The 14,588-nt window shown below is 60.1% G+C and carries 8 protein-coding genes and 1 pseudogene; 4 read left to right on the top strand and 5 right to left on the bottom strand.

The window, feature by feature from the left end; genetic code table 11:
* The first annotated feature begins 37 nt into the window (after window positions 1-37).
* From AC1RMX_RS05545 to AC1RMX_RS05535, 3 genes are read left to right on the top strand one after another with little or no spacing between them, the layout of a single operon-like run.
* Window positions 38-3,799, top strand: a complete 3,762-nt coding sequence (locus AC1RMX_RS05545; protein ID WP_493070905.1) for a hypothetical protein — start codon at window positions 38-40, stop codon at window positions 3,797-3,799.
* Window positions 3,800-3,814: 15 nt separating this feature from the next.
* Window positions 3,815-5,140 (top strand): DUF8189 domain-containing protein, encoded by a 1,326-nt coding sequence (locus AC1RMX_RS05540; RefSeq protein ID WP_493070903.1) that lies wholly within the window; start codon window positions 3,815-3,817, stop codon window positions 5,138-5,140.
* 54 nt (window positions 5,141-5,194) lie between these two features.
* Window positions 5,195-5,965: a hypothetical protein gene (locus AC1RMX_RS05535; protein ID WP_493070901.1), complete on the top strand. Its 771-nt coding sequence runs from the start codon at window positions 5,195-5,197 to the stop codon at window positions 5,963-5,965.
* Between the two features lie 48 nt (window positions 5,966-6,013).
* Here AC1RMX_RS05535 and AC1RMX_RS05530 read toward each other — a convergent pair whose 3' ends face one another.
* Together AC1RMX_RS05530 and AC1RMX_RS05525 are read right to left on the bottom strand one after the other, a co-directional pair.
* Complete coding sequence (locus tag AC1RMX_RS05530; RefSeq protein WP_493070899.1) at window positions 6,014-7,453, bottom strand: phytanoyl-CoA dioxygenase family protein; 1,440 nt, start codon at window positions 7,451-7,453, stop codon at window positions 6,014-6,016.
* Complete coding sequence (locus AC1RMX_RS05525) at window positions 7,450-8,034, bottom strand: hypothetical protein (protein ID WP_096820473.1); 585 nt, start codon at window positions 8,032-8,034, stop codon at window positions 7,450-7,452. The genes AC1RMX_RS05530 and AC1RMX_RS05525 overlap by 4 nt, the downstream gene beginning before the upstream one ends.
* Window positions 8,035-8,315: 281 nt before the next feature.
* Here AC1RMX_RS05525 and AC1RMX_RS05520 point away from each other — a divergent pair, with 281 nt between their 5' ends.
* Entirely contained in the window at window positions 8,316-9,530 is a 1,215-nt protein-coding gene (locus AC1RMX_RS05520; RefSeq protein WP_096820472.1) for an aldose 1-epimerase family protein, read from the top strand.
* A 137-nt stretch (window positions 9,531-9,667) separates the two neighbouring features.
* On the opposite strand, the pseudogene AC1RMX_RS05515 reads toward AC1RMX_RS05520, so the two are convergent.
* The 3 genes and pseudogenes from AC1RMX_RS05515 to AC1RMX_RS05505 form a co-directional block, all read right to left on the bottom strand.
* A pseudogene (locus AC1RMX_RS05515) lies at window positions 9,668-10,291 on the bottom strand (DMT family transporter); the annotation flags it as partial.
* Between the two features lie 63 nt (window positions 10,292-10,354).
* The gene (locus tag AC1RMX_RS05510) at window positions 10,355-13,444 is read right to left on the bottom strand and encodes an efflux RND transporter permease subunit (RefSeq protein WP_493070896.1); all 3,090 of its coding nucleotides are present in this window, start codon (window positions 13,442-13,444) and stop codon (window positions 10,355-10,357) included.
* Window positions 13,441-14,550 carry an efflux RND transporter periplasmic adaptor subunit gene (locus tag AC1RMX_RS05505; protein ID WP_493070894.1) on the bottom strand — a complete coding sequence of 370 codons (1,110 nt, stop codon included), beginning with the start codon at window positions 14,548-14,550 and terminating at the stop codon, window positions 13,441-13,443. The genes AC1RMX_RS05510 and AC1RMX_RS05505 overlap by 4 nt, the downstream gene beginning before the upstream one ends.
* Between the last annotated feature and the right edge of the window lie 38 nt (window positions 14,551-14,588).

The raw sequence follows: 14,588 nt of genomic DNA, 5'->3' as shown, positions 1-14,588 counted from the left end.
CTTCGAAGTACCTTGCCTGCGGGAGGGCCACTCGCCCATGGATATCCGCGTATCGGCACATTTTGCCTGGACAGAGATTTTTGGTGGCAAGTTCGCCACCCAGAGCAAGTGCCAACTGGACCTGTCACGTCAATACAGCCTGATCTACGCAGACTTGGCCGCCGCGAACGCTGGCGGGATGGATGTTCTTGAGCTGATCAACAACGCCTTCAATACGCAACTGCCCACCGGCCACTTACTGGTACAGGATGCGGGTTTTTTCACCTTCAACCACTTCGGCAACGGCACGCCGCCGAGCGGCACCAATCTGTTCAGCGTTTTTCCACAGACGCCGGTCCCCATGAGCGTGGCCACCACCACCCTGACCATGGACAACACCTGTGGGTTCTGGCTAACGGTCAGTCTGAAGGACATAGAACTGTTCGGCAGCCTGTTTCAAATCGGTTATGACACCTCGGCAGGCAGCGGTGACACACTCTCGTTGTCCGCCCTGCTCGCCAGCGGTAGCGCGGCCGGCACCGCTGTCAAACAGGCGTTCTACACAGCTGCGCTTCCAAACATCAAATTGTTCGGCCTGTTCGGTTTCGAGAACATCAAGATCAGTTATCAGTTCACCACGGCCAGGCAACTGAGCGTCAACGGTAATCTCACCGTCTCGGTATTTGATAACGACTACGTCTTCAGCGGTGCGCTGGTTTCCGATGACGTCAACAAGACCTTCGCCGCCTGCCTGCAGACCGCCAAGCCCGATGCCAGCATCCCTAAACTGTTCGGTGGGGCCATGGCCGGCATCTCGTTCAGCAACCTGATGTTCGGCGTTTTCGCTCGCTATGGCGGCGCCAGCGCGCAGAAAAACTTCCAGGTACAGGGCACAGTCAAGGTGGGTTCGGCCCAGCTCACTGGGTACATTTATCTGGTAAACAGCACCCCTCAGGTTGCCAGTGTCAAAGTTGACAAGACCCTCTCGATCGGTGATGTGTTCAACCAATGCATCGGCGAAGCGGTATGGCCCACCTCGTTGATCAACATCGTCTTCAAGGCCGGCAGCCAGCTCTACTATCGCAGTACGACGGGCAGCCAACCACTGAGTCTGGATACGTTCGCCTGCCCCATCGTGCCGAGCACATTGCCTACCGCACCGCCGGCCAGCAGCATCGTCTACCAGCCGGGTTTCAATATCCAGGCGCTGTTCGACCTGACACTGGTCACCACCTTCGAGGTAGTTGGCAACATCCAGATCGCCAAGGACGGCGTCACCGCCTCCATCGCCCTGGGCAATCCCATCGACATCTACATCCTGACTATCGCCGCACCTAAGGCGACCAGCGCCACTGGTGGCCCGGCACTTGCCATCTCCACGGTCTCGGGCAAGCAGTCGATGGGGTTTGCTGGCAGCTTGTGGTTCATGCAGGCATCGTTCGGTGTCGATGTCAGCGTGATGACCAGCAAGAACAGCAAGGGCAACATGCAGATCGACGGCACGCTCACCTCTCTTTCCGATTACTCGCCGTTTCTGCCGAAAAATGTCTCGCTGGGCGTGCGCTACAGCAAGGATGGTGGTTTCCAGGTCACCAATTGGCCAAGCTTCGACTACCTGACCCAGGCGATAGACTTCATCAAGACGCTGCAAAAGCTGTCCGAACAAGGCAGTTCCGGCTGCGGTAAGTTGGTAGATTTCGCCTTCAAGACCTTGCTCAAATCGACATTCAAAATTAGCGTGTCGTTCAGCACGCAGGACAACGGCGTCAGCCTGCAACTGGATGGCAAGTACACCCTGACGATCGCCGACACTTCGTTGACCGCTGCAGCGATCCCCTTCCCTGGCATTGTCTCGATTCCCCTGCCTAACTCGATCAAGATGTCGGAGCTCGGGGCCTATATCGATCGCGCGCTGGCCAGCGCGGCGGAATCGTTCGTGCAAGGCCTGCTCAAGAACAGCGAGGCCATCGCCACCTTGATTGCGTTGACGGCGGGCAAGGCTGCCGCCTCTTACGCAGCCACGCTGGCATGCCAGCAACTGATAGATGGCGCCGCCGCCGACGCCGTGGCTTCAACCGCGGCTTCGGCGCTGGCCGCATCCGAAGCGGCCGCCGCCGGAGCCGCGGGCGCCGCGGCGGCGGTAGCAGGTGCGGTTGCGAGCATCATCGCGATCGTCGGCGGAACCGGTACGGGGACTGGCACTGGAACCGGCACAGGTACTGGAACCGGTACGGGCACCGGAACCGGAACCGGCACGGGGACTGGCACCCAAAGCCCGCCCGACCACCCCAGCGTCAGCGTTGTCAACCGGGTAGTGACACTCGCCTGGGGCGGTGGCCAGGGGAACGCCGGCTATCATGCGCAACTGCTCGACAGCGCAGCAAAAGTCCTGCTCGACCAACCTGGCCTGGACGTCGCCGCGCGCGACACCCATTTCGATTTCGACGCCCAATGGCTCCCCGGTCCGTACAAGGCCCAGGTGCAGGGTACTCATGGCGATGCCAAGACTGTATGGGTCGGTGCATCATTCCAGCGTCTTGCCGCGCCGACAGTCCTGCAGGCGCACAACGAGAGCAGCATCAGCGCGCCCGACTGTGGCGTGATGCTGAGCTGGGCGGCCGTGCCCGAAGCGCAGTCTTATGTCCTCTCCAGCATGCATGCCGGTAGCACCTGGGTCCCCGACCGGAACATCGAGCCCCCCCAACCGCAACAGGCACCGCCTACGCAGTGTGTCGTCACCTTCGAGGCGGCGGCGCCTGCCGGCAACTTTGGCTTCAGCCTGGTGACACACGGCAGCAGCATCACGGTGGCTAGCCCGGCCAGCGATGTGCTGACCCTGGTTCGCCTGGACCAGCCGTTGAACCTGCAAGCCAGCAGTGCCGGTAGCAACGTCACCCTGCGCTGGCAAGCCGTGGCCAATGCCACACGCTATCAGGCAGTCATACACAGCGCCGGCAGCCCGTTGCAAGTGACCCCGTTGCAAGCAAGTGCCCAGGGCCAAGAGTGGGTTGCGAAACTGACCCTCAACGGTGCCGCCGGCTCGCCACGACTCTACCAACTACAGGTCCAGGCCATCCCTACCGAGGGCCAGAACGACATCGTGCCCGGTGTACCTTCGACCACGGTCGAAGTCACCATCACGCTGTACGCCAGTGCTGTAGAGATGGCGACGGCTCTTAACAGCCAGAGGGTCGATGGAGTCCATTGCGCCCAACAATTGCTGGACGCCTTCCCGAGCCTGAACATCGAAACCTTGGCGAGCGCCATGGCCCAAGGCGGTTACGCCGTGGCCGACACCAGCAAGGGCCTTATGGCGGTCTGGCCGCAAACCTCACCACAAGACCTGGCGGCAGCGCTGACACAGGCTTACCCAGATCCGGTGCAAATGGCCAGCCGTCTGTTTGCGCGGGGCGTGCCGGGTGCTGACTGCGGGCCTCAGCTATTGCATACGTTCCCGACTCTAACCCTCGATACCCTGGCCAGCACCATGGCCAAGGGCGGTTACGCCGTTGTCGACACCAGCAAGGGCTTGCTCGCCGTTTGGCCACAGACTCCGCCGCAGGCGCTGGCGGAGGCGTTGATCCAGGCCTACCCCGGCCCGGTGCAAACGGCTCGTGCCCTACGTGCCCAAGGCGCAACCGGCGTAGTCTGTGCAACTAGCCTGCACAAGGCATTCCCCGAACTGGTCGCCAAGGACCTAGCCGCGGCCATGGCGCAAGCCGGATACCCTGCGGAGGATACCGGCGCGGGGCTCACGGCAGTGTTCCCAGGCTTGTCCCCCCTGGATTTGTCCATCGCGCTGGTCAGCGCTTATCACTGAAGCAAGGAGCCCCGCATGACAACTGATGTTCCGAGCCTGATCAGGCTCCTGCAGCCCCTGCGCCAGCAAGGCATGCCTGCCATGCTGGCTGCGAGCACCGTGCTGGCACAGCTCGGCACCGACACCGACACATCCAGCACTCTCCAAGCCGATGCGCCCGTACAGCACGCGTCGTTGGCCCAGGCGCTGGTTCAGGTCTATGCGCCTGTCACGCTGAGCGAGATGGCCAGCATCCTGCACAAGCTCTACCCAGACCTTGGGCCGGTGGAGATCGGCAAGGTCCTGCTAGCGCCGGGAGTGTTCCCCGACGCCACAGCTGCACAGATGCAGAGCGCACTGGTTTCGGCAGGCTTTTCACCGACGGCAGTGGCCGATGCCATCAAGGTGCTTTACCCCGCGCCCCCCGTTCAGGAACCCTTCGCGACGATCGCCTCCTCAATGCAAGGCGGCAACCGTGGCATCGAGTTGTGGGTAGCCGGCACATCGGGGCAGGTATGGACCTTGTACCAACGAATCCCCGGTGCTGAGTGGAGCGCCTGGGAAGGTCCGGGATTCAAAAAACAGCCGACCCCTTTGAAAAAGTTGGCAGCTGCGCTACAGAACAATGGAAACGTACTGTTTGCCGGGCTGGACGGCGCAGGCAGCGTCTGGACCTGCAGCCAGGGCAGCCCCGGTGGTGACTGGAGCCCCTGGAGCGGCCCCAAGGTGGGTGCCCAGCCTTGCGCCTTCGAGCAACTGGCGGCATCGCAACAGGGTGGCAGTCGTGGTGTGGAACTGTGGGCGGCGGGTGCCGACGGCCAAGTCTGGACCTTGTACCAACTGATCGCAGGCGGCGCTTGGAGCCATTGGGAAGGCCCCGGCTTCAAGAGCCAACCCACCCCCCTGTTCAAGCTCGCAGCCGCGCAACAGAACAATGGCAAAGTGATGTTCTGGGGGCTGGACCGCGATGGCCAGCTGTGGGGCATCAGCCAGCAGTCGCCCGGTGGTGACTGGGGCGCTTGGCAAGGCCCCGGCTTTGTCGGCCAGCCAGAAGCGTTTACCTCTATTGCTGCGTCGGAACAGCATGGCAATCGTGGTGTGGAGCTATGGGGTGTCGGTGCCAGCGGCCAGGTGTGGACGCTGTACCAGACCACTGCCGGCGGCCCCTGGAGCCACTGGGAAGGCCCTGGTTTCAAGGGGCAACCGACGCCCATGAAAAAAATTGCGGCAGCCTTGCAGAACAATGGTTGCGTTCTGCTTTGGGCTGTCGACAAAGATAACCAGCTCTGGCAGATCGCCCAAGGCTCACCGGGTGGCGACTGGTCGAGCTGGACGCGCACCAGCCCGCCACCGCTGGCCTGATGGCCAGCCTGCCCCTCAAAAATCAGTCAGTGCCCCCTATAGAGGAATACTCACATGACAATCGATGTACAACCCTTGATCAACCTCCTGCAACCCCTCAAGGAGCAGGGACTGGGGCCACGTGAGGCGGTGCGCGTTGCGCTGTCATCGACAACGGCGTCGGCCCCCACCGGCATTGGCGCCAGGGCGCTCGTGCTGCCACACGAAGAGCTCGTTCAAAACGGCGTCGCGGTGGCCGAAGCGGTACACGAGGTATTCTCACCCATCACCGCAGCGACGCTGGCGATCATCCTGCATGAAACCTATCCGAGTCTGACGGCACTTGAAATTGGTACAATCATCCTCGCCCCCAACGTATTGCCCGGTACGCCAGCGTCTGAGATGGCCAGCGCCCTGGCCGGTGCGAATTTCGATGCAGCCAGCACCAGCGATGCCATCAATGTGCTGTACCCAATCACCCTGATCGTACAGGCCAACGAGGCCTGGCAGGCCAGTGGGCTGAATGTGACCGGCCGCCAAGTCACGCGGATCAGCGCCCAAGGGTCATGGACCGCCAACCCCGCTACCGGCATGGTGGGACCCGCCGGCAACCCCGCCTACCCAGCTCCCGCACGCTACACCTTGCCAGGTGTGCCGGAAGCCGCGCTAATTGGCAAAGTCGGCAGCAATATGCCATTCCTCGTAGGGGCTGACGCACAAGCGCCAGCGGGCCAGTCGGGGCCACTGCAGTTGTGTATCAACGATGACTTGGACGGCGTCTACGGGGCCGGTTTGCGCGACAACATCGGCACGCTGCAAGTGAGCCTGCAAACTAAGGGGAGTTGAGCCGTGCCAGCCCGGTGTCGCAAGGTACCGGGCACTCCTGCATTAGCTCTACCCAGCGCGCTCGCGCTCACCGTAAAGCAACGTGATATTGATGCGCTGATTGGCGTAGCCAGGGCGAAATGCAAGGGGCGCTGTGGCATGAAACAGGTCTGAATTGAAGATGACTGCACGATTGCAGCGGTAGGGAATCACCAGCGGCTGCGCGCCCGACGCCTGCAGGAACGCGGCGATCCGATCACCTTGCCGGTTGTAGGTTTCGAAGTCCCAGTCCAACGGTGCTTCGACGTCATAGATCACCAGCCCACCCGAGCTGTTATCTAGGTTCGCTTCGTCGGGAGTGATCCAGAAATTCACGTTCACCGCAGCGAAGTCAGCATGTGGATAGGTGGCCGGCTGGTCGTGCCCGTACTTGAACCCCCACAGTTGCAACAGCGGGTGCTGAATGCCTATCACCTGGGGAAAGTACTGCTGGATTTCCTCGGCAACCTGTAGCAGCAAAGGGCAGTTGAAACCCTCCCTGAAGAAAGCCCCCAAGCGGCCATGGGCGTAACGATTGGTATGCCAGACGGTGGATTGCAGGCAGAACGCTTGCAACTCCAGCAACGCTTGAGGCGTCAGAAAATCATCGATCACTACCACGCCCAGTGGGCTCTGCTGGTAATCCTGCTCCGCTCGACGCAGCACCGCGCTGTCACTCAACGCGCCCTCTTCCTGGCGTGCGGCCGGCAGATGGTGAATGACCCGACCGTAGGTGGAGTGTAGTGGCCATGTCTCGTACAACTGCTGCTGCAAGAGACTATCGCTCTCATTGAAGCGTTGCAGTGCGGCTTCATAGCCGTCGATGACCGCATCCCATTGCGGACTCACCAACTGCCGATCACGCAGGTAGCGCAACTGTTCGAGATCATGGCTCAGCTTGCCCCGGCTGAGCTTCGGCGCAGGTATAGGAACCTCGGGTATATCGCCTGGCAGCGGGTGCCAGGTACTGCCGCGAGTGACCGCCGCATGACGCATGGCCCAATGCCCTGCGTCGACAAGATCATTGGCCCTCAGCGCCGTGCTAGTAAGGTTATCCAACACTTCGGGGTCGTTCGGATACAACTCGAACAGCACCCGCCACATGCCCCGTGCGGCATCGAACTGGCCTAGATGCACATACAAATGGGCAAGCAAATAGGCCAAGTTGGCCCGAGCCAGCACGCAGACCGGCTCCAGACGCAGGGCGGACTTGTAACTGCCAATGGCGTCTTCGTTGTGGCCTAGGGCCTGCAACACCCAACCTAAATTGTTGTGCGCGACGGACCAGTCGGGATGGTGTTGCACTGCGTATCGAAAGCAGGCCTCGGCTGCCTCGAAACTGCCTTGCAGACACAATCGATGCCCTTCATCGTTCTGTGCCAGCACCTGCGCCGAAAAGTTTTTTGCGGACACCATGGCCGGGTTGGATTGTACCGTTCCGTAACGCGCGCTCGATGCTGGCGCAGTCAAACGAAACCCCTGAATTTATCCAAGCTCAGATTCAGTTGCTTGGCATCGAAAATGGCTTCCTTGACGGTGTTTTCCACCGCGGGGTTCCAATGATCGATCTGCTGCCTGGCTGTGAGAGTGTCATCAAGCGCAGCCCAGTCAGACTCCTTAGCCTGGGTAACATCCAACAGCCGCCTTTGACCGTTTTCCGAAGCGTTGAGCAGGAAGTCGTAATTGAGCAGAAGGCTGCTTTCCATCAACTTTGCTAGCATCCCAGTACTTTCGAGAAAACCGATATAAACCTCGCCATTGGCCGTGGCGATGGGGAAGCCCGACGATGTCTTGACGCCGCCAGGGGTTCGCATGGTGTAAATCTGGCCACCGGGCTGGGCGTGCTCTTTCAGCCTAACCTCCAGTGAGCGCGAGGTGAAGCCGCAGTAAAGGGGGATGCAATAGCCTTGCGCGCTAGCGGTGACGAAATAAAGCACGTACAGGCCGGGGCTTTTGACCTGCGGCGTGGAGATGGTAGTCATCCTGTAGGCCGACCCGCCGTAGGCACGAATGATACCGGTGATGACTCTGCTGTCCTGTTCTGCGTTCATAGTGACGTCCTTGTGAAAAGCAGTAGGGAATACCCAGCTAGGAGCATAGTCGAGGCTCGCTCCAAAACAACCGACGCTAGAGTGAATACCGGATGAGCCAGTGTTGATGACTGCCAAAGAGCCAGAGAAGCTTGCGGCGGATTTGCGGCATCGCATCGACTCAATTTTTCGGTTTGACCCCAGTCTTTCTTGGTTTTACCGGTGTTGTGTCACTTTTCAAGCTTGCTGAAACGTTTCATCACGGTTATAAAAATGGCACAACTTCAAGAAAGGCTGCTGCCATGACCCCGCTCAAACTCTTTGCTGTCCTCAGTGCCCTGTCCGCTTCTTCCCACGCAATGGCCTGGGATTACGTTCTGCTCGACACCGACAAAGCCGCCCTGAACTGGCAGATCACGAGCCAACAACTCGGCATAAAAACCGACAAACCCTTCAGCGTTACCCTGCGCACCTTGCATGGCGGTCGGCAGGAGGGCGTCAGCATCGTCGACATCGATAACGGCACGATGAAACTCTCGGTAGTGCCGACACGGGGAATGAACGTCTTGCAGGCTTCGGTCGGCAATGTACGCATGGGCTGGGATTCGCCGGTCAAGGAAGTGGTCAATCCGTCCTTCATCGAACTCAATGGCCGCGGTGGTCTGGGTTGGCTGGAAGGTTTCAATGAACTGGTCACCCGTTGTGGATACGAATGGGTCGGCCACCCCGGCGTCGACAACGGCGAACTGCTGACCCTGCACGGTCGGGCCGCCAACATTCCTGCGAACAAAGTCACCCTGCACATTGATGAAATGGCACCGTACGCCATCACCCTGCGTGGCGAACTGAAAGAGCAGGCGTTCAAGAAGGTCGATTTCTCCATCACGACCGAACTGGTCACCGAACCCGGCAGCGTAGTGTTCGCCCTCAACGACACCCTGACCAACAACGGCGACTATCCGAAGGAATACCAGGCGCTGTATCACAGTAACTTCAGCACCCCGTTCCTGGAGCAAGGCGCTCGTTTCGCCGCGCCGGTGAAACAGGTGTCGCCGTTCAACGATAAGGCCAAGAGCGATCTGCCCGAATGGCAAACCTACCGCGCACCGACCAAGGACTACGACGAAACGGTTTACAACGTCGTGCCGTATGCCGATGCCAAGGGCGATACGTTGACAGTGTTGCACAACAAGGCCGGCAACCTGGGCGTTTCGGTCGGCTTCAATACTCAAACACTGCCCGTGTTTTCCCTGTGGAAAAACACCGATACCCAAGGCCAGGGTTATGTCACGGGGCTGGAGCCGGGGACAAGTTTTTCCTACAACCGCCGTTATCAACGGCCACTGAGCCTGGTACCAACAATTGGGCCGAAGGAGCACAAGCAGTTCCGCATCAGCTACAGCTTGTTGGTGGATAAGATGGCTGTGGATAAGGCCTTGAAGCAGGTGAGCGAGATTCAGGGTGGGCGGGAGACTGAAGTGCGGCAGACACCGTTGGTTGATCTGACCAAGGGGTGACGCTGGCTAGAGCATTGTCGGCCGATATTGCAGCGCCTCGAAAAATTCGTCGGCTAGTTCAAGGTTCGCCAGCGCGTGACCTTGAGCAGTCGATGGGCTGCTCGCGACAACAGAGTTAATCAGGGTTCGAAAATAGCTCACTCGGTCAACGGGACGGAGACTTTGCTGCCCAAGCGGATCAGTTCATTGGAAAAACACAGGCTGACGATGATCAGTGCCGCTCCTGCGTAGAGGCTTTCGCGCGGTACCTCATTGAGCGCCACAAATGCCAGCAGCGCGGCGAACAGTGGTTCGGTCAGCTCCAGCGCTTGCACTTGGGATGGCTTGAGATACTCGATGGCTTTGGTGGTGCAGAAGAAGCCCAGGATTGTCGGCAGCGTGGCCAGCGCCAGCAGCGCAGCGATCGCCAGCGGCGACAGCTCGCCTATCACGAAACCATCGGCCGCTGCCGGCATCAGTAAGTACAGGCTGCCAAAGAACAACAATTGACGGGTGAAGTGCAGCCCCACCGACACCCCCATGCGCTTCATAGCAACCGGAAAGGCTCCATAGCCGGAACCGGCCATGGAGGCGAGCGCAGCACCTTGCAGGGTAAAGCGCTGCTGCAGGTCGCCGCCGAAGATTACCGAGATCCCAGCGATAGCCAGTGTGGCGCCAACAGTAGCGTTCGCGGAGATGGCATCCTTGAGGAAAATGCACCCCAGAATGATCGAGGAAATTGAGGCACTGGCCATCAGCACCACCACACCTGCCGCAGCGTGCTGGGTTCACGTGAGGGCGGCAAAGAGGCCCGACAGAGCAGGCCTCGATTTCAAGATTTATAGCTACACCGGTTTTACTGTTTCAGGTTGCCTCTCATCCTCAGGACCGATCTTGAACCAGATCGAGTACATCGCGGGCAGGAACACCAGCGTCATGATGGTGCCGACAAGCGTGCCGCCAATCAGGGTATAGGCCAGCGTTCCCCAGAACACCGAGTGTGTCAGGGGAATGAACGCCAGGATTGCCGCCAGCGCCGTTAATAGTACCGGTCGCGCACGTTGCACCGTGGCTTCGACGACTGCGTGAAACGGATCCAGCCCTTCTTGCGCGTTGTGATGAATCTGCCCGATCAGAATCAGCGTATTGCGCATCAGGATCCCCGACAGTGCAATCAAACCGACCAGCGCATTGATGCCAAACGGCTGATTGAAGATGAGCAATGTCGGCACCACACCAATCAACCCTAACGGCGAGGTCAAAAACACCATGATCATCGCCGAGATCGAACGCACCTGCACAATGATGATGACCAGGGTCATGGCGATCATGATCGGCAACAACGGCAGGATCGCCTTGCCGGCCTTGCCGGACTCTTCGATCGCACCCGCCTGCTCAATCCGGTAACCGGAAGGCAGTTTTTCGATGATCGGCTGCAGTTGCTTCAGCAGCACACTGGAAACATCCGGCGGTTGCAAGTCTTCGGCAATGTCACCGCGCACGGTGATGGTCGGAGTGCGATCACGCCGGCGCAGGATCGGATCCTCCATGCGCACATCGACCTCGCCTATCTGTGACAACGGGATTCGCTGCCCCGACGCACCGACTAAGGTGAAGCCTTCGATTTGCTGCGGATCGAGGCGGATATCGCCCGCTGCCCGCCCCATGACCTGCACTGAACGAATATCCTCGCGCACCGCTGTAATCGGTACGCCGCTCAGCAGGAATTGCAATTGTTGTGCAACCGCAGTCGATGTCAGCCCCACAGCCTGCAGGCGATCCTGATCCAGATTGAAATGCAAGGCCGGGGTAAGCGCGCCCCAGTCGGTGTTCACGGTTCTCATCATCGGACTGTCCTGCATCACGCCCCTCACCTGCTCAGCGATCACGCGCAACTTTGCCGGGTCAGGCCCCATCACCCGGTAAGCCACCGGAAATGGCGAATAAGGACCAAACACAATTTGCGACGCCCTGAGGCGCGCTTCCGGGGCTAGCCCTTGAGCGACTGCTTCGCGAAAACGCAATTTGAGGGTTTCCCGTGCCTCCTGACTCTCGGTCAGCACCACGATCTTGGCGAACGACGGATCGGGCAGCTCCGGCGCCATCGCCAGGAAGAAACGCGGCGCACCCTGACCGATATAGGCCGTGACGATTTTTGCCTCGTCCTGCTGGCGCAGCCAGGCCTCGACCTTGGCAGCCGTGGCACTGGTCTGCTCGATGGAGGTGCCGTAGGGCATCTGCACCTCGATCATGACCTCGGGACGGTCAGAGGTCGGGAAGAACTGTTTCTTAACCAGGCCCATGCCCGCAGCCGCCACGAAGAACAGCGCGACCACCGTGCCCGCGACCAGCCATTTGCGCGCAATGACCCGAGTCAGAACTCGGCGGAAGCGGTTGTATCGCGGCGTGTTGTAGATCGCCGCGTGTCCACCCTCCACGGCCTTGATGTCTGGCAACAACTTCACGCCCAGATAGGGGGTGAAAGCCACCGCAACGACCCAGGAAGCGATCAGTGCAATGCCCACGATCCAGAACATGTTGCTGGTGTACTCACCGGCCGTGGACTGAGCGAATCCGTTAGGTAGAAAGCCGATCGCCGTCACTAAGGTACCGGACAACATCGGCGCTGCCGTGTGACTCCAGGCATAGGCAGACGCCTTGATGCGATCGTAGCCCTCCTCCATTTTCACGACCATCATTTCAATGGCAATGATGGCGTCGTCAACCAGCAGCCCAAGCGCCAGGATCAATGACCCGAGGGTGATACGGTCGAAATTCTTACCGGTGGCCGCCATCACCACAAACACGATCGCCAGGGTCAACGGTACGGCGGCAGCGACTACCACGCCGACACGCCAGCCCATGCTCAGAAAGCAAACCAGCATAACCACCAGCAACGCGACAAAGAACTTGACCATGAACTCGCCAACGGCGGAGTCGATATTCACTGCCTGGTCGGTGACCTTGGAGAGGCTCATGCCCAGGGGCATTTCCTCATTGATCCTGACGGTCTCGGAATCCAGCGCCTTGCCCAGATCAAGACCGTTCCAGCCTTCACGCATCACCACACCGAGCAACAGAGCATCTTCGCCGTTATTGCGCACCAGAAAGGTGGCCGGGTCTTCGTAACCACGTTCGACCTTGGCCACATCAGACAGCTTGAGCGTCCGCCCTTGCACGACAACAGGGGTGTCGCGGATTTTCTGCAGCTTGTCGAGCGCACCATCAAGACGCAGAAAAACTTGTGGCCCGCTGGTTTCGATTGACCCGGCCGGGGTCAGTGCGTTCTGACTGTTCAGCGCGGCGAAGATGTCCAGCGGTGACAAGCCCAAGGTCGCCAAACGGTCATGCGAGAACGAAACAAATATCCGTTCGGCTTGTTCGCCGATGATGTTGACCTTCTTCACCCCCGACACATGCAACAGGCGCTGCCGCATGGACTCCGCATCGCGGACCAGCAATCGCTGTGGCTCGCCTTTGGCTTTCAGGGCGAACAGCGCAAAGGTCACGTCCGAATACTCGTCGTTGACCATCGGCCCGATGACGCCCGCCGGCAATTTGATAGATTCATCGTCGAGTTTTTTACGTGCCTGATAGAACTCCTCCTGCACTTGCGAAGGGGGCGTGCTATCGAGCAACGAGACCATCGTGAAAGCGAGCCCTGGCCGCGTATAGGTTTCCGAGCGGTCGTACCATTTGAGTTCTTGCAGGCGTTTTTCCAGGGGTTCCGCGACCTGATCCTGCATCTCTTGCGCGGTCGCCCCCGGCCACGCCGTGATGACGGTCAACTGCTTGACCGTAAACGGAGGATCTTCGGCACGCCCCAACTGGAAGAACGCCAGGATGCCGGCAACGGCGATCAAGAAGATCAGAAAGACGGTGATCGCGCGCTCCCGAACGGCGATGGCGGAAATGTTGAATCGTCCCTCGCTCATGGGCGACTCCCGGCAACGGTCGTCGCATCAGGCACGGGTATTCTTACTGGTTCACCTTCGCGCAACAGGTGAGCGCCCAGCGCCACAATCTGTTCGCCGATGCGGAGGTCGCCGGCCACTCGCGCCGAATCGTCGCTCAACCCCAGCACCTGAACCGGTCGCCAGGTCACTGTTGGCGGTGTACCGGAGATGACCCACACGCCAGGGCCTTTACCCGCGTCGTAAACAGCAGCGATGGGCACCTGTAATGAAGCGGCAGGTGTCGAGCCCTCGGCAACTCTGAGGGTGACAGTCGAACCTATCGGCGCATTGGCCAGCGCTCCCTCCAGTACATAGCGCGCCTCGAACGTGCGCGTCGTGCGATCCGCCGAGTCCGAAAGCAACCTCAGTTTCGCTGTCACAGCACCCGAGGCGTCACCATAGAGTGTGGCTTGCGCGGTGGACCCTGCGGCGGGACGCAACGTTTCGGGCAAGTGCACGATAGCCTCGCGCTGCCCTGCCCGCGCCAGTCGAACGACCGGTTGTCCCGAGCTGACGACCTGTCCGGGTTCTGCGAGTGTTTCCACCACAACGCCGTCGGCATCGGCGACCAGCACCGCATAACCAGAAGCGTTGCGGGCAACGTCCGCTTGCGCTTCAGAAGCGCTGAGCTGCGCCTTGGCAGTGTCTGCGGCGGCTTTGATCTGATCGTAAGCCGATGCGGAAATGGCGCCAGCGCTGACCAGGGTGCGATAGCGAACTTCGTCATCGGCTGTCTGCCTGGCGCGGGCCCGGGCGGCGCTGACCGACTCCTGCTGCGCGCGTGCCTGCAGCCCCAGATCGATGGGGTCAAGTCGCATTAGCGGCTGACCGCGCTTGACGGTCTGGCCCGTGTCAACCAGACGTTCGAGCACCTTGCCCGATACGCGAAAACCCAGGTCGGTCTGAATGCGCGCGGTCACAACCCCCGTAAAGGATCGAGAACCGTCAGTCGCAGCTTGAACGGCGGTGGTCCGCACCAAAGGCGCCTGCGTACGAGGGTCGGATACGGGGGAAGAATCACCGCACGCTACCAGAGCGAGTGGCAACAGGCATGCGGCAATGGGGAAAGATCGAAGCCGTCGCATAGATTCCCTTACTAAATAGGATGATCATCATATTCTCA

The organism is Pseudomonas sp. GW822-FHT03F04 (assembly GCF_058801405.1).
Note: the sequence above shows the minus strand (reverse complement) of the source record. Positions and strands in the feature narration are given on the sequence as shown.